Raw genomic sequence first — 25,920 nt, 5'->3', positions numbered from 1 at the left:
CGGTAGTCTAACACCGCCCCTTCCCCGGCCTTACAGCTCGGCGGCGAGGCGCGAGCCCTGGTTGATGGCGCGTTTGGCGTCCAGTTCGGCCGCCACATCGGCGCCGCCGATCAGGTGCACGGTCTGACCGGCGGCGACCAGGCCGTCCTGCAGCTCACGCAGCGGGTCCTGCCCGGCGCAGATGATGATGTTGTCCACCGCCAGCACTTGAGGCTCGCCCTCGGCACCGATGCGGATATGCAGGCCGTCATCGTCGATCTTCAGGTACTCGACGCTGTTGAGCATTTGCACCTGCTTGTTTTTCAAGCCGGTACGGTGAATCCAGCCGGTGGTTTTGCCCAGGCCGTCGCCGACCTTGGACGTCTTGCGCTGCAGCAGGAACACTTCGCGCGCCGGCGCGTGGGGCTGCGGCTTGATGCCGGCCACACCGCCACGAGCTTGCAGTTGGGTGTCGATGCCCCACTCTTTCCAGAACGCTTCGCGGTCGAGGCTGGTGGACACGCCCTGGTGCACGAGGAATTCGGACACATCGAAGCCGATGCCGCCCGCGCCGATCACCGCCACGCGCTTGCCGACCGGCTTGCGCTCCAGAATCACGTCCAGGTAACTCAGCACCTTGGCATTGTCGATACCGGGAATCGCCGGGGTACGCGGCGCGATGCCGGTGGCAAGGATGATCTCGTCATAACCGCCGGCCTTGAGTTGCTCGACGTCCACGCGAGTGTTGAGGCACAGCTCGACGTGGGTGGTCTGCAATTTGCGCTTGAAGTAGCGCAGGGTTTCGAAAAACTCTTCCTTGCCCGGCACGCGCTTGGCAATGTTGAACTGGCCGCCGATCTCGCTGGCCGAGTCGAACAAAGTCACCTGATGGCCGCGCTCGGCCGCCACGGTGGCCGCCGCCAGACCTGCCGGGCCGGCACCGACCACCGCGATTTTCTTGATTTGCTTGACCGGCAGATAGTTCAGCTCGGTCTCGTAGCACGCCCGCGGGTTGACCAGGCAGGTGGTCAGCTTGCCGCCGAAGGTGTGGTCCAGGCAGGCCTGGTTGCAGCCGATGCAGGTATTGATTTCATCGGCACGCCCGGCGGCGGCTTTGTTGACGAAGTCCGGGTCGGCCAGGAAGGGGCGCGCCATCGACACCATATCGGCGTCGCCTTCGGCCAGGATCTGCTCGGCAATTTCCGGGGTGTTGATGCGGTTGGTGGTGATCAGCGGGATGTTCACCGCGCCACGCAGCTTGGCGGTGACTTTACTGAACGCGCCACGCGGCACTTTGGTGGCGATGGTCGGGATGCGCGCTTCGTGCCAGCCGATGCCGGTGTTGATGATCGTCGCACCGGCGCCTTCAATGGCCTTGGCCAGTTGCACGATTTCTTCCCAGGTGCTGCCGCCTTCCACCAGGTCAAGCATCGACAGGCGGAAAATAATGATGAAGTTCGGGCCTACGGCTTCACGCACGCGGCTGACGATTTCCACGGCCAGGCGCATGCGGTTTTCGTAGCTGCCACCCCAACGGTCCGTGCGGTGGTTGGTGTGGGCGGCGAGGAACTGGTTAATGAAGTAGCCTTCCGACCCCATGATTTCCACGCCGTCGTACTCGGCGACCTGGGCCAGCAGCGAGCACGTGACGAAATCCTGGATCTGCTTCTGAATACCCTCTTCATCCAGCTCCTTGGGCTTGAACGGGTTGATCGGCGCCTGGATCGCGCTCGGTGCAACCTGCTTGGGGCTGTAGGCATAACGACCGGCGTGGAGAATCTGCATGCAGATTTTGCCGCCTGCCTCGTGCACGGCCCGGGTCACGATCTTGTGCTTTTGCGCCTCTTCGTCGGTGGTCAGCTTGGCTGCGCCGACGTACACCCCGCCCTCATCGTTCGGGCCAATGCCGCCGGTAACCATCAGGCCGACGCCGCCACGGGCGCGTTCGGCAAAATAGGCGGCCATGCGTTCGAAACCGCCGGGTTTTTCTTCAAGGCCGGTGTGCATCGAGCCCATCAGGGTACGGTTGCGCAGGGTGGTAAAACCCAGGTCCAACGGGGCCAGCAGGTGCGGGTAGGCAGCAGCGGTCATGGTACAGCTCCACAACGGATCATCACGGGACGTGGGGCATTCGAATGACACCCCATCGGTTTATGTCCCACAGACTAAGAGCCGATTGCCTACCGCTCAATGACTGAAACTCACAAGTTATTGATCCAAATGCACACCGCCCCTTGGCAAGCCAGGCCGTGGGCCCTACCCTAGTCGGCGAACCCTATACCCGGTCTGTTGTCTGTTGCCCCATGCGTAAACTTTTAGCGTTCACCGTCTCCATGGCCCTGGTTGCCGCCGTCGCCGCGTATCTGGTCTGGACCCAGGAGCGCCCTGTGGCGCATTACCTGTCGGACCTGCGCATTACACTGGCCGTCAACGAAGGCGTGCCGGCGGATCGCGGCAATTTGCTGGGCATCCAGCCGGAGTTGTTCCCGGCCGATTTTCAGAGCCTGGATCGCTTGCACTTAAAGCTTGCGGCTTATTTGCAGAAGGCCCGCGACCAAGGGCTGATCAACGGGAAAACCATCGTCGTGCTGCCGGAACATATCGGCACCTGGCTGATGCTCAGCGGCGAAAAAAACGAGCTGTACCAGTCGATCCATCTCAAGGATGCAATGAACTGGCTGTCGGCCAGCAACCCCTTTTTGTTTGCACGGGCATGGCTTAGCGCCACCGGTGAGAACCGCATGGACGACGCCTACCTGCGCATGAAAGCCCCCGCCATGGCGCACGACTATCAGGCCCTGTTCGGCGGCCTGGCCAGGGAGTTTGGTGTCACCCTGGTGGCCGGCTCCATTGCCCTGCCGAACCCCAGCGTGAGAGACGGCCAATTGCACGTCGGCCATGGTGCGCTGTACAACGCCAGCCTGGTGTTTGGCGCTGACGGTTTGCCGGTGGGCCAACCGCAACGCCAGTTCTATCCGATCTACGATGAGCGCGGCTTTATCGAGCCGGGCGATGAAAACCTGATCAGCGTGGTCGATACCCCGGCCGGGCGCCTGGGCATCCTGATTGGCAGCGACAGCTGGTACCCCGACAACTACCGCAAGCTTAACGAGCAAGGTGCGCAGTTAATCGCCGTGCCCGCCTTCGTCACCGGTCGTGACACGTGGGACCGCCCATGGCGTGGCTTCAAAAGCGTGTCTACGCCGTCCGAAATCAGTCTCAAACCCGAAGAGCTCAGCGAAGGCGAAGCCTGGCGCCGCCTGACCCTGATCAGCCAGCAACCCATCAGCCAGGCCAACGCCGGCATGAGCGTGTTCCTGCGCGGGCAGTTCTGGGACCTGGGCACCGCCGGGCACAGCTTTCTCAGCAGCAACGGGCAGATCACCGCCGACAGCGATGCCCGCGGCGCACGTTTGCTGAATATCTGGTTGTAGTGCCTTGAAGCCGGTGCGCCTGGGGGACTTATCGGTAGGCTTCGTGCAAGCCCTGGCCGATGCGATTGACAGCCACGGTGTGGATCCGCAACCGCTGCTGCTGCAATACGGCCTGGACCCGGCGCGCCTTGCCGAAGCGGGTGCCCGCCTATCGATCCCGCGCTATATGCGTTTGGGCCACGCGGCCATTCAGCTCACCGGCGACCCCGGGCTGGGCCTGCGCATGGGCCAGCTGAGCCGCTTGAGCCAGGCAGGCCTCGCCGGCGTCACCGCCGCGCAGGCGCCAAACGTACGCGAGGCCGCACGTACGCTGACCCGCTTTGAAGCCTTGTACGGCTCCAACTATCGCGGGCAGTCGAGCTTTCATGAGGACGCCGAAGGCGCCTGGCTGCGCTTCTACTCCATCAGCCCGTATAACGCCTACAACCGCTTTGTGGTGGATTCGATCATCGCCGGCTGGCTGCACCAGCTGTCGAGCCTGACGCAGCAAACGGTGCACGCCCAGCGCATCGAGATTGAGTTTGAAGCCCCGGAGTACAGCGAGCAGTACGGCGTGCTGGGCGACAGCCCGGTGCAGTTCGGCGCCGCCGCCAACCAACTGCGTCTGAACCAGGCGACCCTGGCGCTGCGCAACCCGCAGCATTGCCCCAGCACCTGGCATCTGTTGCTGCAGCTGTGTGAAAGGGAGTTGGAGCAGCTTACCCGCACGCGCAGCCTGCGCGAGCGCATTACCCGCTTGCTCGGGCCGATGCTCAATGGCGGCCGGGAACCCGACCTGGAAGAAGTGGCGGCACGCCTGAAGCTGCCAACCTGGACGCTGCGCCGCAAACTGGCCGATGAAGGCACGCAGTTTCGCGCGATTCTCAACGATACCCGCCGCGACCTGGCCATGACCTACATTCGCGACACGGAACTGGCATTCGGCGAAATCGCCTTCCTGCTCGGTTTTGCCTCAGCCCAGGCATTTCAACGGGCGTTCAGGCGGTGGAACAACCAGACCCCAGGGGAATTTCGCCGCAGTCAGCGGCATTCCGCCTGAAGTCGGTCTTACAGCTCGGTGGCGTCATCAGCCGGATCCAAGGGATCCATTTCAAACGCGTGGTACTCCAGCAGTTCTTCCTGGTAATCGTCCATGGTGGACTCCTTATCTGTAAAAAGCGGTTGCAGTTAAATGACCTGCAAACCCAGCCTAAAGTGCCGTGATGACGAAAAAATGTCTACGCCATGACGTTCCTGCACTTACAGATAAAACGTAGCAGGGCTGTGGGAATTTATCCCGCAGCCCTGCGGCTTATTTCGCGGGAGTCGGTAAAGGCGGAATCGCCTCGGTCGGCGCGGGCAATGCAGGGTTGCTTACCGGTGGAGCCACCACCGGCTCTGCCTGAGGCGCAATCGGAGCCGGTTCCGCCGGCGGCGCTACCGGTTGTGAAACCGGCTGTGTAACCGCAGGAGCAGGCGCTGCTTCTTTCGGTGGCTCAACCTTGTCCGCAGGCGCCGCCGCAGCCGCAGCTGCAGCGGCCGGCTCGGCCTTGGGCTCGGGCACCCCCAGGTCAGCCTTGGGCTTTTCGGGAATATGCTCGGCCTTTTTCACTTCCTGGGGCAGAAATACATCCACCAACGCGAAGTAACGGTCGTAGAACTTCGGCGCCGAGACGGTCTCGCTCGCCACCTTGACCATCGAATCGTCGGTGGAGCCGATCGGCATCGACACCGAACCCAGCACGCCCACGCCCAGGCTCGCGGAGTTGTTTACCTTCTTCAGTGCGTAGCGGTCCTGCAAGGCGTTGGCGAACATCGTCGAGTGGTTCGAGCCCTTGCTGCCGTCGGCAGCACACACCACGTTGAAGCTGATTTGCAGGTGGGTTTCACCGGTCTGTTGAAAGCTCTTGTTACCCACTACCAGCTTCGGGTCGCTGCTGGTGATGATGTAACCCTGGCTCAACAGCGCACGACGCGCCGCCTCACAGGCGGCCACATCGCTGACCGGATAATCGCGGGAAAACGTGCCGGAGTCGTCGAAATTTTCATGTTCATAAATAGCGGTCTTGGGTGACGAGCAGCCCGCGGCGCCCGCCAGCACCAGCGCCAGCCCGAGGCTACGCAAGTGAAATGATGTCGACATTGAAAATCCTGAGGAAAACGGTCCGGCCGGTATTGTGCAACAGAACGGTGGCTTGGCGCGCGCATTCCTGTCGGTAAAACGTCACAGGCTTAATAGACACGGGCGCCGGAAAAGGTAACTACAGCCTGTTAACTGAGGATTCGGAGCGCGAGCGCATAAAAAAGCCCCCGCACCTTCTCAGGCCGGGGGCTTTTTGTTCAAGCCGGCATCAGAACTTCTTGATGTCAGCCTTGGCTTCCAATTGCTTGCGGAACGCAGCGAAGTCTTGCTGGCCAATACGGGAAGCGAGGAAGCGGCGGTATTGCGCCTTTTCTTCGTCCGTAGGGGCTGCGGCTTCGTTGACGCCGTTCAAGCGCACAATCACCAGGCTGCCATCAGCGAGGGTCACGGTGGTGAAGGTCGGCTTGTCCTTGGCCGCAGGCTTTGGCATGCGGAACAGGGCTTGCAGCACAGCCGGGTCAATCGCTTCGGCGCTACGGGTAGCCGCTTCGGTGACTTTCCAGGCCTGGCCGTCAACCGGCTGGTTCAGCGGGGTCTTGCCATCACGCAGGCTGGCGATCAGCTCGTCGGCATGGGCCTTGGCCGCCGCGCTGGCACGCTCTTTGGTCATCTGAGTGCGGATCGCTGCCGACACGCTTTCCAGCGGCAGTTGCGAAGGCTTCAGATGCTCTTTGGCACGCAGCACGATGATGGTTTCCGGGTCCAGCTCAATGGCGGAACTGTTGGCGCCTTCATCCAGAACTTCCGGGCTGAATGCAGCGGTGACCACGGCACGGTTGGCCGCAACACCTTCGCCACCTTCACGGCCAAATGGCGCAGAAGTGTGCACGGTCAGCTTCAGGTCTGCCGCTGGCTGGGCCAGGTCGGACGCTTCAAACGCAGCATCTTCCAATTGTTTGGTGGCTTCTACGTAGCGCTGTTCAACCTGTTGCGTCTTGAGCTCGCGGGTCAGCTTGTCTTTCAGGCTGGCAAACGTTGGCACCTGAGGTGCTTCAACGCCCAGCAGCTTGATCAGGTGCCAGCCGAAAGAGGTACGCACCGGAGCCGAAACCTGATCTTTGTTCAACGCGTACAGGGCCGTTTCGAAGTCAGGGTCGTAAACGCCAGGGCCGGCAAAACCGAGGTCACCGCCATTGTTGGCCGAACCCGGGTCCTGGGAGAATTCCTTGGCCAGGGCTTCGAACTTCTCGCCCTTGGCCAGGCGCGCCTGGATCTCTTCGATCTTGGCCTTGGCTTGGGCCTCGGTCACCTTGTCGTTGACTTCAATCAGGATGTGCGCGGCACGACGCTGTTCGGCGAGGTTGGCGGTTTCTTTCTGATAGGCCGCCTGCAGTTCTTCGTCCTTCACGGTGACCTGGTCGAAGAAGGAAGACTTCTTCAGTTCCAGATAGTCGATGACCACCTGATCCGGGGTCATGAACTCTTTGGCGTGTTGGTCGTAGTAAGCCTTGACCTCGTCGTCGGTGAGCTTCACTGCAGCTGGGTCAGCCTTGATGTTGACGGTGGCGAAATCGCGGGTCTGTTTTTCCAGACGCGCGAATGCCAGCACTTCGGCATCGGTCACGAAACCACTGCCGACGATGCCTGCACGAACCTGGCCGATCAGCATTTCCTGGGTCATCATCTGCCGGAACTGCATGCGGCTGTAGCCCAGCTGACGGATCACCTGGTCAAAGCGTTCGGCATTGAATTTGCCGTCCACCTGGAATTCCGGCGTCTGCAGGATAACCTGATCCAGTGCCGCTTCAGAGAAGCCGAACTTGGAATCCGCAGCACCTTGCAGCAACAGCTTGCGATCGATCAGACCCTTGAGGGCCGCATCGCGCAGCAGTTTTTCGTCCAGCAGCGAAGCATCGAAATCCTTGCCCAGCTGTTGCATCAGCTGACGGCGCTGCATGTCGACGGCCTGGCTCAATTCGGTTTGAGTAATCTCTTCACCGTTGACCTTGGCCACGTCCTGCTTGTTGTTGGTCGAGGCCTGAAAAATCGCCTCGATACCGGTGAACGCCATCAACGCGACGATGATCCCGATAATGGTCTTGGCAATCCAGCCTTGTGAATTGTCCCTGATATTTTGCAGCATGCGTCCCCCAGAAACGGTTGAACTTCAAAGATTAGGCAACCGTGGAGCGTGGGTAGAGTACGGATATAAGAAAGGCGCATCCTGGGATGCGCCTTCTCGCAACTGGCGGAGCGGACGGGGCTTCGGTTCTCCCCCCGGTTTGGCGACCCGATGTATACAGGGGTCAGTGACCGCTCCGCTCCCAGGTCGAACCTGCGTTCGGCCCGGGTAGGTAAGGCTGGGTCGAAGCTTAGTTAACGGCTTCTTTCAGGGCTTTACCGGCTTTGAAACCTGGTTTCTTGGCAGCAGCGATTTGCAGTGCTTTGCCGGTCTGTGGGTTACGGCCAGTGCGAGCTGGGCGGTCAGTCACAGAGAAAGTACCGAAGCCTACCAGTACCACGGAGTCGCCGGCCTTCAGAGCGCCAGTGACGGATTCGATTACTGCATCCAGCGCACGGCCAGCAGCAGCTTTCGGGATATCAGCGGATGCAGCGATAGCATCAATCAGTTCCGACTTGTTCACTCTAAGTCCCCTTATATATCTATTGAGTATGATTCTAAGTTTTTTGGTGAAAGCAAAAACCAGTGCTGAATGGCCTACAGACACTTAAGAGCCGCTTTATAACAAGGGCTCTAAAAAGCTGTCAAGGAAGCCACCCGGCTTAATCGCATTAATGCGTGCTAATTCTTTCCTTGGAATCAGACTCGCGTTTTTCGTCCTTCGAGACTATCTCCGGAGCCACATCCGGCAAGGGCTCCGGCGCGTATTGCAGCGCAATTTGCAGGACCTCGTCAATCCATTTAACCGGTTTAATCTGAAGATCCTGCTTGATGTTGTCCGGAATTTCTTTCAAGTCGCGAACATTCTCTTCCGGAATGATCACAGTCTTGATACCCCCCCGGTGTGCCGCCAGCAATTTCTCTTTCAGGCCACCGATAGCCAATACCTGACCGCGCAGAGTAATTTCACCCGTCATAGCCACATCGGCGCGCACAGGAATGCCGGTCAGTGCCGACACCAGGGCCGTGCACATGCCTACGCCTGCGCTAGGGCCATCTTTCGGGGTCGCCCCTTCCGGCATGTGGATGTGGGTGTCGTGCTTCTCGTGGAAGTCCAAGGGAATCCCCAGGCTCTTGGCGCGGCTGCGCACCACGGTCTGCGCGGCAGTGATGGATTCGACCATCACATCCCCCAGCGAACCGGTCTTGATCAACTGGCCTTTGCCTGGGATCACGGCGGCTTCGATGGTTAGCAATTCGCCACCCACCTGGGTCCACGCCAGCCCTGTCACCTGACCGACCTGGTCCTGCTGCTCGGCCAGGCCGTAGCGGAATTTACGCACGCCCAGGAAGTGCTCCAGCGAGTCGGCCGTGACCTTCACCGAGAAGCGTTTTTCCAGCGCATGTTCCTTGACGGCCTTGCGGCAAATTTTCGCAATCTGACGCTCAAGCCCCCGTACACCGGCCTCGCGGGTGTAGTAGCGCACGATGTCGCGGATCGCCTCGACCTCAAATTCGATCTCGCCTTTCTTCAGGCCGTTGGCCGAAGTCTGCTTGGGCGCGAGGTATTTGACGGCAATGTTGATCTTCTCGTCTTCGGTGTAACCCGGCAGACGAATCACCTCCATCCGGTCCAGCAACGCTGGCGGAATGTTCATGGAGTTGGAGGTGCACAGGAACATTACGTCGGACAGGTCGTAGTCGACTTCCAGGTAATGGTCGTTGAAATTGTGGTTTTGCTCGGGGTCGAGCACTTCGAGCAATGCGGACGCAGGATCGCCACGCATGTCGCTGCCCATCTTGTCGATTTCATCGAGCAGGAACAGCGGGTTGCGCACACCCACCTTTGTCATCTTTTGAATCAATCTTCCTGGCATCGAACCGATGTAAGTACGGCGATGACCACGAATTTCCGCTTCATCACGCACACCGCCGAGGGCCATGCGCACGAATTTGCGGTTGGTGGCGTTGGCAATCGACTCGGCCAGGGACGTTTTACCTACCCCGGGCGGACCGACCAGGCACAAGACCGGGCCACGAATTTTCTTAACGCGCTTTTGCACGGCGAGGTATTCGAGGATGCGCTCCTTGACCTCTTCAAGGCCATAGTGGTCGGCGTCGAGGATGTCTTCGGCGCGAGCCAGGTCCAGACGTACTTTGGTCTGAGCTTTCCATGGCACCTGTACCAGCCAGTCGATGTAGGAACGAACCACGGTAGCTTCGGCCGACATGGGCGACATTTGCTTGAGCTTGTTCAGCTCGGCAGTGGCTTTGGTCAGGGCGTCTTTAGGCAGGCCGGCGGCATCGATGCGCTTTTTCAGCTCTTCGATTTCGTTGTGGCCTTCCTCGCTGTCACCGAGCTCTTTCTGAATGGCCTTCATCTGCTCATTCAGGTAGTACTCGCGCTGGCTGCGCTCCATTTGTTTCTTCACACGACCGCGGATGCGCTTCTCAACCTGCAGCAGATCGATTTCGCCATCGAGCAACGCCAGCACGTGTTCGACGCGGGCAGACAGGTCGATGATTTCAAGGATGTCTTGCTTCTGATCGATCTTCAGCGCCATGTGCGCAGCCATGGTATCGACCAGGCGGCTTGGTTCATCAATGCTGTTGAGGGAGGACAGCACTTCAGCCGGGACTTTCTTGCCCAACTGCACATACTGCTCGAACTGCGAGAGCAAGCTGCGCACAAACACTTCGGACTCGCGCTCAGGGGCCTCGACTTCGTCGATCAGCGCCACTTCGGCGCGCAGGTGGCCATCCACCTCCATGAAACGCTCTACAGCACCACGCTGCTCACCTTCCACCAACACCTTGACGGTGCCGTCAGGCAGCTTGAGCAGTTGCAAAACAGTCGCAACGGTACCAACGCGGTACAGGGCGTCTTCGCCCGGATCATCATCGGCAGGATTCTTTTGGGCCAACAGCAGGATTTGCTTGTCGCCCGTCATCGCGGCCTCGAGGGCTTCGATAGACTTCTCGCGCCCCACGAACAGCGGGATAACCATGTGCGGATAGACGACGACATCACGCAACGGCAGGAGAGGCAATTCAATGGTTGTCTTCATGATTTCGCCTCTATGACAGTTGAAAAATAAGCTTGAAACCAAGATGGGGGCTGGATGCAAAAAAAACAAGCGCAATGCCAGCAGTTAAACGCATGAATAAACGCAAATTTAAAGGCTGCCCCCAAAAACCGCCCTAAAAAACTAAGGGGCCCCTAAAGGCCCCTTGTTTGTACCGCCACTGCAAAACGCTTACGCGTCCGGTGCAGCCTTGGCCGTCGGCTCACTGTTTTCATAGATGTACAGTGGCTTGGACTTGCCTTCGATAACGCTTTCGTCAATCACCACCTTGCTCACCTCGGACTGCGAGGGGATTTCATACATGGTGTCGAGCAGGACGCCTTCGAGAATCGAACGCAGACCCCGTGCACCGGTTTTACGCTCCAGTGCCCGCTTGGCCACCGATTTGAGCGCGTCGGTACGGAATTCCAGGTCTACCCCTTCCATCTCGAACAGTTTGGCGTATTGCTTGGTCAGGGCGTTTTTCGGCTCGGTGAGGATCTGAATCAAAGCAGCCTCATCCAACTCGTCCAACGTGGCCAGGACTGGCAAACGGCCAACGAATTCCGGTATCAGACCGAACTTGACCAAATCATCAGGCTCGACTTCACGCAGGGACTCACCAACCTTTTTGCCTTCTTCCTTGCTGCGCACTTCTGCACTGAAACCGATGCCACCACGGGTGGAACGTTGCTGGATAACCTTTTCCAGACCCGAGAATGCACCGCCACAAATGAACAGAATGTTGCGCGTATCAACCTGAAGGAATTCCTGCTGCGGGTGCTTGCGGCCGCCTTGTGGCGGTACGGAAGCCACCGTGCCTTCGATCAGTTTCAGCAAGGCCTGCTGTACGCCTTCACCGGAAACATCCCGGGTGATCGAGGGGTTGTCGGACTTGCGCGAGATCTTGTCGATTTCGTCGATGTAGACAATACCCATCTGGGCCTTCTCTACGTCGTAGTCACATTTTTGCAGCAGCTTCTGAATGATGTTCTCAACGTCCTCACCCACGTAACCAGCCTCGGTGAGGGTGGTGGCGTCGGCGATGGTGAACGGAACATTCAGCAGGCGAGCGAGGGTTTCTGCAAGCAGGGTCTTACCCGAGCCTGTAGGACCGATCAGCAAGATGTTGCTCTTGCCAAGCTCAACTTCATCGCCTTTTTTGTCACGCTGGTTCAAGCGCTTGTAGTGGTTGTACACCGCTACGGCCAAAACCTTTTTTGCACGCTCTTGACCGATTACGTACTGGTCAAGGATGCCGCTGATTTCTTTAGGCGAAGGCAATTTATGCGCGCTGCTCTCGGCCTGGGCTTCCTGCACCTCCTCGCGGATGATGTCATTGCACAGGTCGACGCACTCGTCGCAGATAAACACCGAGGGGCCGGCAATCAATTTGCGTACTTCATGCTGGCTTTTGCCGCAGAAGGAGCAATAGAGCAGCTTGCCGTTGTCCTCGCCGTTGCGGGTGTCAGTCATTCGTTCGATCCAAATCCGATAGGCTTGCAACACAAGATGAAGGCTTATGCGGGCTTTTTCAAGCCCGCCAATGGTCAGACATACCGACCAGCCCTATTTTGAGCGGCTTATATTAAGCGGGGCGCTTGTCGATCACTGCGTCGATCAACCCGTATTCACGGGCAGCTTCTGCGCTCATGAAGTTGTCACGGTTTGTATCGCGCTCGATTTCTTCCAGGGTACGCCCGCTGTGCTTGGCCATCAGTGTGTTGAGGCGCTCGCGGATGAACAGGATTTCCTTGGCATGGATTTCAATGTCCGACGCCTGACCCTGGAAACCGCCCAGTGGCTGGTGAATCATCACGCGCGAGTTCGGCAGGCAGAAGCGCTTGCCCTCAGCGCCGGCAGTGAGCAGAAATGCACCCATGCTGCAGGCTTGGCCGATGCAAGTGGTCGATACGTTCGGCTTGATGAACTGCATGGTGTCGTAGATCGACATGCCCGCCGTTACCGAACCGCCCGGAGAATTAATGTAAAGATGGATGTCCTTGTCCGGGTTTTCGGCTTCAAGGAACAGCAGCTGCGCACAGATCAGGTTAGCCATGTAGTCCTCTACGGGGCCAACCAGAAAGATCACTCGCTCCTTGAGCAGGCGCGAGTAGATGTCGTAGGCGCGTTCGCCACGAGCGGACTGCTCTACAACCATCGGGACCAGGCCGCCGGCGGCCTGGATATCAGAGTTCTGCTGAATATAGGAATTACGGAACATGCTCTGCAGTTACTCCCAAATAGTCATGTCTTGAAAACGCATAAGCCAGCGCGAGGCTGGCTTATGGTTGAATTTCCAACGAGTTGGACAATCAGTCGGCTTGTGCTGCTTCCGCCGGTTTGACTGCTTCTTCGTAAGAGACCGCTTTATCGGTCACCTTAGCCTTCTGCAGAACAGTATCCACAACTTGTTCTTCCAGCACAACCGAACGTACTTCGTTCAGTTGCTGGTCGTTCTTGTAGTACCAAGCCACGACCTGCTCAGGCTCCTGGTAGGCCGAAGCCATTTCCTGGATCATTTCGCGAACGCGATCTTCGTCAGGCTTGAGGTCGAACTGCTCAACCACTTTTGCCACAACCAGACCCAGCACAACGCGGCGCTTGGCTTGCTCTTCGAACAGCTCGGCCGGCAATTGGTCAGGCTTGATGTTGCCACCGAACTGCTGAACCGCTTGAACGCGCAGGCGATCGACTTCGTTGGACAGCAGAGCCTTGGGCACTTCGATCGGGTTGGCAGCCAGCAGGCCGTCCATTACCTGGTTCTTGACCTTGGACTTGATGGCCTGACGCAGCTCGCGCTCCATGTTCTTGCGAACTTCGGTGCGGAAGCCTTCGATGCCGGTTTCCTTGATGCCGAATTGAGCGAAGAACTCTTCGTTCAGCTCTGGCAGCTTGGGCTCGGAAACACTGTTGACGGTCACGGTGAACTCGGCGGCTTTGCCAGCCAGGTCCAGGTTCTGATAATCAGCCGGGAAAGTCAGGTTCAAAACGCGCTCTTCGCCGGCTTTGGCGCCAACCAGGCCGTCTTCGAAGCCAGGGATCATGCGGTTGGAACCCAGCACCAACTGAGTGCCCTTGGCGGAGCCGCCAGCGAAGACTTCGCCGTCAACCTTGCCAACGAAATCGATGTTCAGTTGGTCTTCGTTCTGGGCGGCACGATCGGCCACTTCGAAACGAGTGTTCTGCTTGCGCAGGATTTCCAGCATGTTGTCCAGGTCGCTATCGGCCACGTCAGCGCTCAGGCGCTCAACAGCGATACCGTCGAAACCGGCAACTTCGAATTCCGGGAACACTTCGAATACGGCTACGTATTCCAGGTCCTTGCCGGCTTCCAGGGACTTCGGCTCGATCGAAGGCGAACCGGCAGGCTTCAGGTTTTGCGCCTCAACGGCCTCATAGAAGGACGCCTGGATCACGTCACCCACAGCGTCCTGACGCGCATCGGCGCCAAAACGACGCTTGATTTCGCTCATTGGCACTTTGCCTGGACGGAAACCAGCGATCTTGGCCTTTTGGGCAGTCTGCTGCAGACGCTTGTTGACCGCAGTCTCGATACGCTCTGCCGGCACGGTGATGCTCAGGCGGCGCTCGATAGCAGTAGTATTTTCAACAGAAACTTGCATGGATATTCCTCGTTGCACAGACGTTAGCCGGCCGTTTCCGACCCCAGAATCAAGGGCATGCATTCTAGTGGGTCAAACTCAAGAAGTCACCCTACTGAAAACGGGTAGAAAAACAGCAGGCCATTTATAGGTTCAAGTGCACGCATGCACCTTATCCCGTTAGCAAATACAGCTCATTACGCCAAGGCTCTGCATCAACGCTTCTATATATAGAAGAGCCTGAATGCACTGCCTCGACCACCCGCCCTGCAAACAAGGCCGGGAGGGCACGGCGGCAGCATCGCGAAACACAAATACGACGAAACGCCTTACCCCGAGAATTCAAAACGCTCAAACAAAAACGGCACAGCCCTTGTTCAGGTACTGCGCCGTAATTCGCTATTAAATAGCTGCACTGGCCCAAATAACGCTCAGGGCCTGCTCCACACGCTCAAAACCGGCAACGATTCTAACGCCAAGGCATTGAGAATGCTTGTTTTTTCTTGACATCAATAACCGGAGCACGCGTGATACCGATCAATCGCGGCAAACACCCGGATTCGCGCCCTGTGCAGCAGCACGCGCGCATTGCAAAGGCTGACGCCGAGCAACTCGGCAATATCCTCCAGCTCAAGCCCTACCCGCTCGCGCAACACCAGCGCACCACTCTGAGCCACAGACAATTCATCCAGAGTCCGCTCAATCCACTCACGCAATTCGTTTTCGCTCAGCAGCGCTTCAGGCGTGTCCTCATGCCAGCCAGATAACCACTGCCCAGCAACCACCGCCGAGCAATCACCGAGCCACTCGCCTTCAAACATTACGTCGCGACAGTTGCGGCCATAGCGGCCTTTCGCTTTATTGGCGGTGATCGTCAGCACCCAGGTCTTGAGGCTCGATCGCCCCTGAAAGCCAGCCAAACCCCGGACCACCGCCAACCAGGCATCCTGCACCACATCATCAACATGCCGATGCCCGGCAATGGCCAACGCTACGGCCCGCATCGCACCCTGGTAGGCGTGGACCATTTCTCGGTAGGCCGCTTGCTCGCCCTGCATGAGCCGACCCAGCAGCTGCGCCTCAGCGCTGATCAACCCCCGACCTTCACCCTGTTGTCGTGCCAGCATTTTATTGCCCTCAATGGCCCAGCCCCATGAGGACCCCGCCCCTTCCCAGGCCATCCTCGCCAATACATACGAGGCAAAGCATTTTTCGGATGCAAAAAAAAGCGCCAGATCATTGATCTGGCGCTTTTCTGAATATGGGGTGGACGAAGGGGATCGAACCCTCGACAACGGGAGTCACAATCCCGTGCTCTACCAACTGAGCTACGCCCACCATTTTGCATCAGCAAGAAACTCGAATATCTTTCTTGCCTGGCTTCACTCTGCCCAAGAACGGAGTGAGGCTTGATTGGTGCGGATGAAGAGACTCGAACTCTTACGCCTCGCGGCGCTGGAACCTAAATCCAGTGTGTCTACCAATTCCACCACATCCGCGGGTGAAGCGCTTAAAGCAAAAGCGCCAGACGATTAATCTGGCGCCTTTCGAAATATGGGGTGGACGATGGGGATCGAACCCACGACAACAGGAGTCACAATCCTGTGCTCTACCAACTGAGCTACGCCCACCATATAACGCTACTTGTGCCAAAGCTGCCTAATGGCGCACCCGGCAGGACTCGAACCTGCGACCATCCGCTTAGAAGGCGGATGCTCTATCCAGCTGAGCTACGGGCGCCTTATTAATCTGTACTCTTGGAGGATTACAAACTAAGTGCTTTCCAGCCTTGCAGAACAACAATCCTGCTCGACCTTCTTAACCAGTGCTAGGCTGTGCCCGACAAGTGCGACGAATAGTATAGACGCCCCGGAAACCCGTCAAATCTTTTTTGAAAAAAATTCATTTTATTTAAGGGGTTAGGGCAATTTGCAGACCAAGCGCCTTTGCCCTCACGTCTTGGCGTGCGAGAATGCGCGCACTTTTCTTCCCCCTCTCGATGGTTAATCACGCGTAATGACTGCACAACTTATCGACGGCAAATCAATCGCCGCCAGCCTGCGCCAGCAGTTCGCCAAACGAGTCACCGAGCGCCGCCAGCAAGGCCTGCGCACGCCTGGCCTCGCGGTGATCCTGGTCGGCAGCGATCCTGCCTCTCAGGTTTATGTCTCGCACAAGCGTAAAGACTGTGAAGAGGTCGGCTTTATTTCCAAAGCCTATGACTTGCCTTCCGAGACCACCCAGGCGGCCCTGACCGACCTGATCGATGGCCTCAACGACGACCCGAACATCGACGGCATCCTGCTGCAACTGCCGCTGCCGGAACACCTGGACGCGTCCAAATTGCTGGAGCGCATCCGCCCCGACAAAGACGTCGACGGCTTCCACCCCTATAACGTCGGCCGCCTGGCCCAACGTATCCCACTGCTGCGCCCCTGCACGCCCAAAGGCATCATGACCCTGCTGGAAAGCACCGGTGTCGACCTGTACGGCCTCGACGCCGTCGTGGTTGGCGCCTCCAACATCGTCGGTCGCCCCATGGCCATGGAACTGCTGCTGGCCGGTTGCACCGTCACCGTCACCCACCGCTTCACCAAAGACCTCGCTGGCCACGTCGGCCGAGCCGACCTGGTGGTGGTCGCCGCCGGCAAGCCGGGCCTGGTCAAAGGTGAGTGGATCAAGGAAGGCGCCATCGTTATCGACGTGGGCATCAACCGCCAGGACGACGGCAAGCTGGTCGGCGACGTGGTATATGAAACCGCCCTGCCCCGCGCCGGCTGGATCACGCCAGTACCGGGTGGTGTAGGCCCGATGACTCGCGCCTGCCTGCTGGAAAATACGCTGTATGCAGCAGAGACCCTGCACAGCTGATAACCAGCCGTAATGAAAAAGCCCTGCCTTATCGCAGGGCTTTTTGTTGCCTCAAATAAATCTGTTTTTTCTTAGTTTTTAAGTACTTTCGTCTGGTTCTCGAAGAACATTCGACAGTTTCTGATCCATACTCCTAAAATGTAACGGCATTTGTCATATAACCCGTTCCAGAACGGTATTTCCTTACTTTTTTAGCGAGTTCACCCGCGTGAAAATTCGTCTCTCTATTGTCAGCCTATTTTTTGCATTTACAGGCACCTTTGCACACGCCGCCGAATCCACCCTGGCGCCGCGTGATACCTCCAAACTGCAAATCGCTTCCGGCAGCGCCATGCTGGTGGACCTGCAGACCAACAAGGTCATCTATTCCAGCAACCCTGACGTGGTGGTACCCATCGCGTCGGTGAGCAAGTTGATGACTGGTTTGGTCGTGCTGGAAGCCAAGCAGAATATGGATGAGTACATCGATATCAACATCAAAGACACGCCGGAAATGAAAGGCGTGTTCTCCCGCGTGAAGATCGGCAGTGAAATGCCGCGCAAGGAAATGCTGCTGATCGCCCTGATGTCTTCGGAAAACCGCGCCGCCGCCAGCCTGGCCCACCACTACCCGGGCGGCTACCCGGCGTTTATCGCGGCGATGAATGCCAAGGCCAAGGCGCTGGGCATGACCAGCACGCATTATGTTGAGCCCACCGGCCTGTCGATTCACAACGTGTCTACCGCTCGTGACCTGAGCAAATTGCTGGCCGCCGCGCGCAAATACCCGATGCTGAGCCAACTGAGCACCACCAAGGAAAAGACGGTGGCGTTCCGCAAGCCCAACTACACCCTGGGGTTTTCCAACACCGACCACCTGATCAACCGCGCCAGCTGGGATATCAAACTGACCAAGACCGGCTTCACCAACCAGGCCGGCCATTGCTTGGTGCTGGTGACGAGCATGGGCAATCGCCCGGTATCGCTGGTGATCCTGGATGCTTTCGGCAAATTCACCCACTTCGCCGATGCCACCCGGATTCGCAACTGGGTCGAGACCGGCAAAAGCGGTTCGGTGCCGGATGTGGCCTTGCGCTACAAGGCCGACAAAAACCTGAAGAACCGCCCGAACGCCGCTGAAGTACGCCGTTAAACACACGCGGATCCAATGTGAGAGCAAGCTTATTTGGGAGCCGGGCTTGCCCGCGATGCAGGCAACCCGTTTTTCCAGTTGGAACTCGTTGAGGCTATCGCAGGCAAGCCAGCTCCCACACAAGCCTGCCCCCACATTTATATTCAGTGCCTTGTTACTTTTTCTCCGCCAACACTTTAAGTGCCTGCGCCGCCGCCTGCTCCTGCCCGGCCTGCGCGGTTGCATTCGCCGCATCACGCCAACGCTGTGCATCAACGTTTGCCGGCAACTGGCTCGGACGCTGAGTGAGGATTGCCCAGTGGCCGGCGCTCTTCCAGGCGGACTCGAAGTCGCTGAAGCTCATCAACAAACGACGCTCAAGGCCTGACCGCAGCAACACCGTGCTTTTCTGCTGGTTAAACCCCACCACCACCACATACCGCGTGCCGGACCACATGCTCGGGTTGATCCGCGCCATCACCGGGTGGCCCGCCGACACCTGCGCCAATACGGCCGTCAGCTGGGTATCCAGCGGGTACACCATCAGCCCGTATTCGCGCGCCAGCACCTGCATGTTGCGCTCCAGGTCCGCTTCGCCGCCCGGCAAGTGCAGCGGCTTATCCAGTAAGCCCGGTGTCATGACAATGCCTTGTTGCGACAGCATGCTGGCCAAAGCACTCGGGCCGCTGAGATAAGCCTCGCTGCGAAAGGTCGGCACGCCATTGAGTTCGACGCGCTCCGGCAAGCCTGCAAGCCTGGACGGTTGGCCGGAACAGGCTGCAAGCCCCAGGGCGCAGGCCAATAACAAGGAGGTTTTAACGTTCGAGCGTAAACGCAATTTTCTGCTCTCTTGATCAACTGCCGGTAGGGGCCCTGATCATAGGGCGCGCGGCAGTGCGGGTATAGCCTTGAACGTTAGTAAAACGCTCGGGATAGAGCAAACAAGTTGGACGGACTCGACCATTGGTCAATAGCAGGCAACCGTCAGGTAGCTAGACTGTCCATTGAGAAGACTGTGTGTGCCCCGTGCGGGGCGAAAGGAGGCCCGAATGAGCCTTGCAACGACGATTTTCCTGTTGATCTGCGGTTGGCTGGCGGTCGCTGCCGCCATGTTGTGGGGCGTGATGCGCATTACTCGCCGGCATCATCACCCCCACGTCAAACCCGCTGCACCCGCCAAACCCCGCAAGGTGGCGGTGCATCACGCTTAGCCAGGCATGCAACTGAAGTCCTGCGTCGCCGCGACTTCCTTGCCGTGCTCATCCTTGAGGGAGGCGCGCACGGTAGTGCCCAGGCTCGATTCCACCAGCGTGTAGTGCTCACCCGCCTTGAAGTTCTTGTACTCGACCCGGCCCTGGCAGTCTTGCTGGTTGTCGTCGCCTGGCTCCTCTTCAAACAGCGTCACGTCCAGACGATGGTCGCCGGGGGGCACTTCAAAGAAGCGGCCGTCATCCACGCGCTTGCCATCCACCCGTTCGGCCATCAGGTCATTCGGCGCTTCTTCCTTCAAGCCGATCCAGGCTTCGCTGGGGTCAGCCTTCGGCAGGGGCCCGGCGCAGGCTGACAACAGCAGCACGGCGCCGAGGGCAGGAATCAACAAAAGTGGTTTAAGTGACAGGTGCTTGAACGACATGGCAGGGCTCCAAAGGGCATCAGTAAACTGAGTGGACGCTACACAAATGTGTCGTGTCCGATGGGTTACAAGCTTGGAGAGCGGCCTTATGTAGAACAAATGAATACATATGAAACGATCTTCAGCCGTTAACTAAATGTTCCTTCACCTGACTGAAAGGTGCGTGTTAGGTGGGTCGGGCAAGACTGCCGGGGTTTGCAATTCTGCTCCCTCGGAGGTTCACGCATGCTCGGGCTGGTAAAGACCGCACTGCAAAAGCCGTACACGTTTATCGTGTTGGCCATATTCATCTGCATCATCGGGCCGATGGCGGCCCTGCGAACCCCTACGGATGTTTTTCCCGATATTGGCATCCCCGTGGTCGCCGTGGTCTGGCAATACAACGGCCTGTCACCGGACGCCATGGCCGGTCGGGTGATCTACACCTACGAACGCTCCCTGAGTACCACCGTCAACGACATCGAACATATCGAATCGCAATCGCTGCCCGGTATGGGCATCGTCAAAATCTTCTTCCAGCCCGGCGTGGATATCCGCACCGCCAACGCCCAGGTAACAGCGGTTTCACAAACCGTGCTCAAGCAGATGCCACCGGGCATCACGCCGCCGCTGATCCTCAACTACAGCGCCTCTACAGTACCGATCCTGCAACTGGCATTTTCAAGCCCCAGCCTCTCGGAAGCCAAAATCCGCGACCTGGTGCAGAACAACATCCGTCTGCCCTTGAGCGCCCTGCCCGGCTTGGCCATGCCAACGCCCATGGGCGGCAAGCAACGCCAGATCACCCTTGATCTTGACCCGCAGGCGCTGGCCGCCAAGGGCCTGTCGGCGCAAGACGTCGGCAACGCCCTGGCCCTGCAAAACCAGATCATTCCGGTGGGTACCGCCAAACTCGGCCCCAACGAATACACGATCCTGCTCAACAACAGCCCCAAGGCCATCGATGAGCTCAACGACCTGCCGATCAAAACCGTCGACGGCGCGTTGATCACCATTGGCCAAGTGGCCCACGTACGTGACGGTTCGCCGCCGCAGACCAATATCGTGCGCGTCGACGGCCATCGCGCCGTGCTCATGCCTGCCCTGAAAAACGGCAGTATCTCCACCCTGTCGATCATCGACGGCATCCGCCAGATGCTGCCGCGCATCAACGAAACCTTGCCGCCGTCGCTGAAGACTTCACTGCTCGGTGACGCCTCGGTGTTCGTGAAACAGTCAGTGGGCAGCGTGGCCCAGGAAGGCATCATCGCCGCGCTGCTGACCAGTGCGATGATCCTGCTGTTCCTCGGCAGCTGGCGCTCGACCCTGATCATCGCCGCCTCGATTCCCCTGGCGGTGCTGTCAGCCATCGCCCTGCTGGCCGCCACCGGGCAAACCCTCAACGTGATGACCCTCGGTGGTTTGGCGTTGGCGGTAGGGATTCTGGTGGACGACGCCACGGTGACCATCGAGAACATCAACTGGCACCTGGAACAGGGCAAGGCGGTAAAGACCGCGATCCTCGACGGCGCCGCACAAATCGTCGGCCCGGCGTTCGTGTCGCTGCTGTGTATCTGCATCGTGTTCGTGCCGATGTTCCTGCTGCAAGGCATCGCCGGTTATCTGTTCCGGCCAATGGCCCTGGCGGTGATCTTCGCCATGGCCAGCTCGTTCATTCTTTCGCGCACGTTGGTGCCGACCCTGGCGATGTTCCTGCTCAAACCGCACACGCCGGAGCAAGGCGCGGGGCACCACCCGGAAGATGCATTCATCAACCATCACGAAGGTGAACAACACCCGAAACCGCGCAACCGCGTGCTGCAATCGGTGCTGAATTTCCAACAGGGTTTCGAGCGTCATTTCTCGAATATCCGCGACACTTACCACGGCCTTTTGATCCTTGCACTGGGGGCGCGCAAACGCTTTATCGTCGGTTTCCTGGCCTGCGTGCTCGCCTCGTTCCTGCTGCTGCCGAGCCTGGGCCAGGACTTCTTCCCGGCCACCGATGCCGGCGCCCTCGCCCTTCACGTGCGCTTGCCGCTGGGCACGCGTATTGAAGAAAGCGCGGCGGCGTTTGACCGCATTGAAGCGCGGATTCGCGAAGTCATCCCGGCTGAAGAACTCGACACCATTGTCGACAACATCGGCATTCCGCTCAGCGGCATCGACATGGCTTACAGCAGCAGCGGCACCATCGGCCCGCAGGATGGCGACATTCAGGTCACCCTGAAAAAAGACCATGCCCCCACCGCCGACTACGTGAAGAAACTGCGTGAAGCCCTGCCGGAAAGTTTCCCCGGCAGTCACTTCGCGTTCCTGCCCGCCGACATCAGCAGCCAGATCCTCAACTTCGGCGCCCCGGCCCCGCTGGACGTGAAAATCTCCGGGCGCAGCGATGAAGAAAACCGCGCCTACGCGGTGGAACTGGAACGTCGCCTCTCGCATATTCCGGGCATCGCCGACCTGCGTATCCAGCAGTCCACCGGCTACCCGTCGCTGCAGGTCAACGTGGATCGCATGCGCGCCAACGGCCTGGGCATTACCGAGCGCGATGTGACCAACAGCATGGTCGCCTCCCTCGCCGGCAGCTCCCAGGTGGCACCGACCTTCTGGCTCAACCCGGCCAACGGTGTGTCGTATTCAATCGTGGCGGCCACCCCGCAATACCGCCTCGACAGCCTGCCGTCACTGGAAGCCTTGCCGGTAACCGGCACCGACGGCCAGTCGCAAATCCTCGGCGGCGTGGCAAGCATTTCTCGCGTGCAAAGCCCGGCAGTGGTGACCCACTACAACATCGAACCGACCCTGGACCTGTACGCCAACGTGCAGGGCCGTGACCTCGGCGGCGTAGCGCGCGACGTGCAAAAAGTGCTGGATGACACCGCATCCATGCGCCCCAAAGGCGCGGTGATCAGCCTGCACGGGCAGATCGATGCGCTGCACGAAGCCTTCAGCGGCTTGAGCTTCGGCTTGCTCGGCGCCGTGGTGCTGATTTACCTGCTGATCGTGGTCAACTTCCAGTCGTGGGCCGACCCGTTCGTGATCATCACCGCCCTGCCGGCAGCCCTCGCGGGCATTGTGTGGATGCTGTTCCTCAGCGGCACCTCGCTGTCGGTGCCCGCGCTGACCGGCGCCATCCTCTGTATGGGCGTGGCCACCGCCAACTCGATCCTGGTAGTGAGCTTCTGCCGCGAACGCCTGGCCGAACACGGCGACGCGTTGAAGGCGGCCATGGAAGCCGGCTACACGCGCTTTCGCCCGGTGTGCATGACCGCCCTGGCAATGATCATCGGCATGCTGCCGCTGGCACTGTCCGAGGAGCAGAACTCCCCGCTCGGCCGCGCCGTGATCGGTGGTTTGATCTTCGCCACCATCGCCACCCTGTTGTTTGTACCCGTGGTCTTCAGCCTGGTCCACGGTCGTCACCCCACTCGCGCAACTGCTGGAGAAACGCCCCATGTCGTCTGATCACAAACCCTCGCGCAAGCGTCTGATGCTCATGGGTGTCGGTGGCCTGACACTGGCCGCCCTGCTGGTCGCCAACGGCCTGCATGCCCGCACATTGCACGAACAGTCGGTCACCGCCTGGACGGAAACCGCCGCCATCCCGCAAGTGATGGTGTTCCAGCCCAAACAGAACGCCGCCGGTGACACCCTGCGCCTGCCCGCGCACCTGGAAGCCTGGAGCAAGGCGCCGATTCATGCGCGGGTGAGTGGTTACCTGAAAGACTGGAAAGTCGACATCGGCAGCCAGGTCAAGGCCGGGCAAATCCTCGCGCAAATCGACAGCCCGGACCTCGACCAGCAACTGGCGCAAACCCACGCCCGCCTGGTTCAGGAACAGGCCAACGCGCGCCTGGCCGAAACCACCGCCATTCGCTGGCAAAACCTGCTGGCCAGCCATTCAGTGTCACGCCAGGAAGCGGATGAAAAAACCTCCAATGCCGCCGCCGCCAAGGCCAACGCCGAAGCGGCGGCTGCCGACTACGCACGGCTGTCGGCACTGGAAAGCTACAAGACCATCCGCGCGCCGTTCGCCGGCACCATCACCGCGCGCAACACCGACATCGGCCAGTTGATCAAGGCCGACACCGACAGCGACCCGGAACTGTTCAACATCGCCGACACCCATCAGTTGCGCCTGTATGTGCCGGTGCCGCAGAACTACGCGGCGGTGATTCATCCAGGCCTTGAGGCCGAGCTGACCGTGCCCGAGCATCCCGGCGAACACTTCAAGGCCCACCTGATCGGCGACTCCACCGCGATCGACCGGCGCTCCGGCACGCTGCTCGCGCAGTTCGTGGCCGACAACCCCAACGGCGAATTACTGCCCGGTGATTACGCCGAAGCCACTTTGCCGATTCCGGCGGATACCCACGGCGTGAGCATTCCGGCCAGCGCACTGATTTTCCGCGCCCAAGGCACCCAAGTGGCGGTGCTGGATGCGCACAACCATGTGCACCTGCAAGACATCCACATCGGCCTCGACCTCGGTGCGCGCCTGGTGATCGACCAGGGCCTGAAGCCGGCGGACCGCGTGGTGGACAACCCGCCGGACGCCCTGCGCGAAGGCGACGCCGTGCAATTGGCCGAAGCCGGAGGTGCCCATGCGCCCAAGGCTTAAGCCCCTCGCGGCGTTGATGCTGCTGGTGCTGCAAGGTTGTTCGATGGCGCCGACTTACACGGTGCCCTCGGTTGACCTGCCGGCGGGCTATCGCGAACAAACCAGTGACGGCCCCTGGCACAGCGCGCAACCGTCCGACCAGCTCGCGCCTGACTGGTGGAAGCTCTACAACGACGCGCGCTTGAATGACCTGCAGCAGCAGCAGTTGCTCAAGGCCAACCCGAATCTGGCAGCGGCGCTGGCGCACTTCGACGCGTCCCAGGCCTATGCCAGCCAACTGCACGCCGGTTTGTTCCCGCAGATCACCGCCAGCGCGCAGCCTTTGCGCCAACGCCAATCCGACTCGCGGCCCCTGCGTGGCGATACACAACCGTCGGTCTACAACAGCAACACCGCAGCGTTTTCGCTGAGTTACGACCTGGACCTGTGGGGCAAAATCCGCAACCAGGTGGCGGCCGGCGATGCCCAGGCGCAGGCGTCGGGCGATGATTTGGCGGTGGCGCGCTTGAGCCTGCAACACCAGTTGGCGACCCTGTATGTGCAACTCAACGGACTGGATGCACAGAGCCGGATTCTCAACAGTTCGCTGGATGATTTCAGCCAGGCGCTGCAACTGACCCGCAGCCGTTATGAGGGCCAGATCGCCTCGGAACTGGACCTGACCCGCGCGCAAAACCAACTGGCCGAGGCTAAAGCGCAACTGGATGAAGTGCGCGGGCAACGCAACCTCACCGAGCACGCAATTGGCGAATTGGTTGGCGTCGCGGCGAGTGATTTCTCGCTGCCGGCGAGCCAACAGTTGATCGCGCTGCCGGGGATTCCATCGCAGTTGCCGAGCCATCTGCTGCAACGTCGCCCCGACATTGCAGCGGCGGAACGCCGGGTGTTTGCGGCCAACGCAAATATCGGCGTGGCCAAGGCGGCGTGGTACCCGGATTTCAGTCTGACCGGCTTGATTGGCGGGCAGACCCAGGGCGTGGGCAACCTGCTGTCGGCGGGTAATCGGTATTGGGCGCTGGGGCCTTTGGTCAATCTGCCGATCTTTGATGGCGGCCGCTTGAGTGCCAATGAACGCCAGGCCAAAGCAGAGTTTGAAGAAGCCTCGGCGCAGTACCGCAGCCATGTGCTCAAGGCCGTGCGCGAGGTGGAAGACAACCTGGCGCAACTGCGTGATTTGCAGCAGGAAGCGCAGGACGAGCAGGCGGCAGCGGATGCGGCGGAACATACCCAGGCACTGGCGATGAACAGCTATCAGGCCGGGGCCGTGAGTTATCTGGATGTGGTGACCGCGCAGACGGCGGCGTTGCAGGCGCAAAGAACATTGCAGGCAGTGCAGACGCGGCAGTTGCAAGCCAGCGTGGGGTTGGTGACCGCCCTCGGCGGCGGCTGGCAACCGGGCGCCTGAATGATCGTTCCCACGCTCCGCGTGGGAACG

At 59.5% G+C, this 25,920-nt stretch carries 19 protein-coding genes and 4 tRNA genes; 8 read left to right on the top strand and 15 right to left on the bottom strand.

The features are described from left to right. Positions 1 to 30 precede the first annotated feature (30 nt). Positions 31 to 2,070: an NADPH-dependent 2,4-dienoyl-CoA reductase gene (locus ATI14_RS18530; RefSeq protein ID WP_080520404.1), complete on the bottom strand. Its 2,040-nt coding sequence runs from the start codon at positions 2,068 to 2,070 to the stop codon at positions 31 to 33. 212 nt (positions 2,071 to 2,282) lie between these two features. Between ATI14_RS18530 and ATI14_RS18525 the strand changes: the two genes are divergently transcribed. Together ATI14_RS18525 and ATI14_RS18520 are read left to right on the top strand one after the other, a co-directional pair. Continuing rightward, positions 2,283 to 3,413: a carbon-nitrogen hydrolase family protein gene (locus ATI14_RS18525; protein WP_016974091.1), complete on the top strand. Its 1,131-nt coding sequence runs from the start codon at positions 2,283 to 2,285 to the stop codon at positions 3,411 to 3,413. A 4-nt stretch (positions 3,414 to 3,417) separates the two neighbouring features. Further along, on the top strand, positions 3,418 to 4,452 hold the full coding sequence (locus ATI14_RS18520) for an AraC family transcriptional regulator (RefSeq protein WP_016974092.1): 1,035 nt from the start codon (positions 3,418 to 3,420) through the stop codon (positions 4,450 to 4,452). Between the two features lie 252 nt (positions 4,453 to 4,704). Here the strand turns inward: ATI14_RS18520 and ATI14_RS18515 are convergent, their stop codons facing one another. From ATI14_RS18515 to ATI14_RS18460, 12 genes are all read right to left on the bottom strand, one after another. Next, complete coding sequence (locus tag ATI14_RS18515) at positions 4,705 to 5,535, bottom strand: DUF2242 domain-containing protein (RefSeq protein WP_016974094.1); 831 nt, start codon at positions 5,533 to 5,535, stop codon at positions 4,705 to 4,707. Between the two features lie 208 nt (positions 5,536 to 5,743). Then, a complete protein-coding gene (locus tag ATI14_RS18510) occupies positions 5,744 to 7,618 on the bottom strand; it encodes a SurA N-terminal domain-containing protein (protein ID WP_016974095.1) in 1,875 nt (624 codons plus the stop codon). A 229-nt stretch (positions 7,619 to 7,847) separates the two neighbouring features. Then, on the bottom strand, positions 7,848 to 8,135 hold the full coding sequence (locus ATI14_RS18505) for an HU family DNA-binding protein (protein WP_221034285.1): 288 nt from the start codon (positions 8,133 to 8,135) through the stop codon (positions 7,848 to 7,850). A 133-nt stretch (positions 8,136 to 8,268) separates the two neighbouring features. Continuing rightward, complete coding sequence (gene lon / locus ATI14_RS18500; RefSeq protein WP_080520405.1) at positions 8,269 to 10,665, bottom strand: endopeptidase La; 2,397 nt, start codon at positions 10,663 to 10,665, stop codon at positions 8,269 to 8,271. Positions 10,666 to 10,854: 189 nt separating this feature from the next. Next, the gene (gene clpX / locus ATI14_RS18495; RefSeq protein WP_003238279.1) at positions 10,855 to 12,138 is read right to left on the bottom strand and encodes an ATP-dependent Clp protease ATP-binding subunit ClpX; all 1,284 of its coding nucleotides are present in this window, start codon (positions 12,136 to 12,138) and stop codon (positions 10,855 to 10,857) included. Positions 12,139 to 12,250: 112 nt separating this feature from the next. Then, positions 12,251 to 12,886: an ATP-dependent Clp endopeptidase proteolytic subunit ClpP gene (gene clpP, locus ATI14_RS18490; protein ID WP_016974096.1), complete on the bottom strand. Its 636-nt coding sequence runs from the start codon at positions 12,884 to 12,886 to the stop codon at positions 12,251 to 12,253. A gap of 91 nt (positions 12,887 to 12,977) precedes the next feature. Beyond that, the gene (gene tig, locus ATI14_RS18485; RefSeq protein ID WP_016974097.1) at positions 12,978 to 14,288 is read right to left on the bottom strand and encodes a trigger factor; all 1,311 of its coding nucleotides are present in this window, start codon (positions 14,286 to 14,288) and stop codon (positions 12,978 to 12,980) included. Positions 14,289 to 14,776: 488 nt separating this feature from the next. After that, positions 14,777 to 15,394 (bottom strand): RNA polymerase sigma factor, encoded by a 618-nt coding sequence (locus ATI14_RS18480; protein WP_418330835.1) that lies wholly within the window; start codon positions 15,392 to 15,394, stop codon positions 14,777 to 14,779. A gap of 135 nt (positions 15,395 to 15,529) precedes the next feature. Then, a tRNA-His gene (locus ATI14_RS18475) sits at positions 15,530 to 15,605 on the bottom strand. A 76-nt stretch (positions 15,606 to 15,681) separates the two neighbouring features. Then, positions 15,682 to 15,766 (bottom strand) — tRNA-Leu (locus ATI14_RS18470). A 56-nt stretch (positions 15,767 to 15,822) separates the two neighbouring features. Then, a tRNA-His gene (locus ATI14_RS18465) sits at positions 15,823 to 15,898 on the bottom strand. 32 nt (positions 15,899 to 15,930) lie between these two features. Beyond that, positions 15,931 to 16,007: transfer RNA gene (locus tag ATI14_RS18460), tRNA-Arg, on the bottom strand. A gap of 276 nt (positions 16,008 to 16,283) precedes the next feature. On the opposite strand from ATI14_RS18460, the gene folD reads away from it, so the two are divergent. Both folD and pbpG read left to right on the top strand, forming a co-directional pair. Then, positions 16,284 to 17,138, top strand: coding sequence for a bifunctional methylenetetrahydrofolate dehydrogenase/methenyltetrahydrofolate cyclohydrolase FolD (folD, locus tag ATI14_RS18455; protein ID WP_016974099.1), 855 nt, complete (start codon positions 16,284 to 16,286; stop codon positions 17,136 to 17,138). Positions 17,139 to 17,346: 208 nt separating this feature from the next. Then, the gene (gene pbpG / locus ATI14_RS18450; RefSeq protein WP_016974100.1) at positions 17,347 to 18,270 is read left to right on the top strand and encodes a D-alanyl-D-alanine endopeptidase; all 924 of its coding nucleotides are present in this window, start codon (positions 17,347 to 17,349) and stop codon (positions 18,268 to 18,270) included. Between the two features lie 154 nt (positions 18,271 to 18,424). Here pbpG and ATI14_RS18445 read toward each other — a convergent pair whose 3' ends face one another. Then, a complete protein-coding gene (locus tag ATI14_RS18445; RefSeq protein ID WP_016974101.1) occupies positions 18,425 to 19,087 on the bottom strand; it encodes a peptidase C39 family protein in 663 nt (220 codons plus the stop codon). A 211-nt stretch (positions 19,088 to 19,298) separates the two neighbouring features. On the opposite strand from ATI14_RS18445, the gene ATI14_RS31425 reads away from it, so the two are divergent. After that, on the top strand, positions 19,299 to 19,460 hold the full coding sequence (locus ATI14_RS31425) for a hypothetical protein (RefSeq protein WP_016974102.1): 162 nt from the start codon (positions 19,299 to 19,301) through the stop codon (positions 19,458 to 19,460). Here ATI14_RS31425 and ATI14_RS18440 read toward each other — a convergent pair. Next, a complete protein-coding gene (locus ATI14_RS18440) occupies positions 19,457 to 19,867 on the bottom strand; it encodes a PA0061/PA0062 family lipoprotein (protein WP_031320393.1) in 411 nt (136 codons plus the stop codon). The two genes, ATI14_RS31425 and ATI14_RS18440, sit on opposite strands and share 4 nt — an antisense overlap. A 240-nt stretch (positions 19,868 to 20,107) precedes the next feature. Here ATI14_RS18440 and ATI14_RS18435 point away from each other — a divergent pair, with 240 nt between their 5' ends. From ATI14_RS18435 to ATI14_RS18425, 3 genes are read left to right on the top strand one after another with little or no spacing between them, the layout of a single operon-like run. Then, the gene (locus tag ATI14_RS18435; protein WP_016974104.1) at positions 20,108 to 23,329 is read left to right on the top strand and encodes an efflux RND transporter permease subunit; all 3,222 of its coding nucleotides are present in this window, start codon (positions 20,108 to 20,110) and stop codon (positions 23,327 to 23,329) included. Beyond that, positions 23,319 to 24,485 carry an efflux RND transporter periplasmic adaptor subunit gene (locus ATI14_RS18430; protein ID WP_080520406.1) on the top strand — a complete coding sequence of 389 codons (1,167 nt, stop codon included), beginning with the start codon at positions 23,319 to 23,321 and terminating at the stop codon, positions 24,483 to 24,485. The genes ATI14_RS18435 and ATI14_RS18430 overlap by 11 nt, the downstream gene beginning before the upstream one ends. After that, positions 24,469 to 25,890: an efflux transporter outer membrane subunit gene (locus tag ATI14_RS18425; protein WP_080520407.1), complete on the top strand. Its 1,422-nt coding sequence runs from the start codon at positions 24,469 to 24,471 to the stop codon at positions 25,888 to 25,890. Before ATI14_RS18430 ends, ATI14_RS18425 begins: the two co-directional genes overlap by 17 nt. Positions 25,891 to 25,920 lie beyond the last annotated feature (30 nt).

The organism is Pseudomonas tolaasii NCPPB 2192 (assembly GCF_002813445.1).
In the GTDB taxonomy this organism is placed as follows: domain Bacteria; phylum Pseudomonadota; class Gammaproteobacteria; order Pseudomonadales; family Pseudomonadaceae; genus Aquipseudomonas; species Aquipseudomonas tolaasii.
This window is presented reverse-complemented; position numbering and strand designations above follow the sequence as displayed.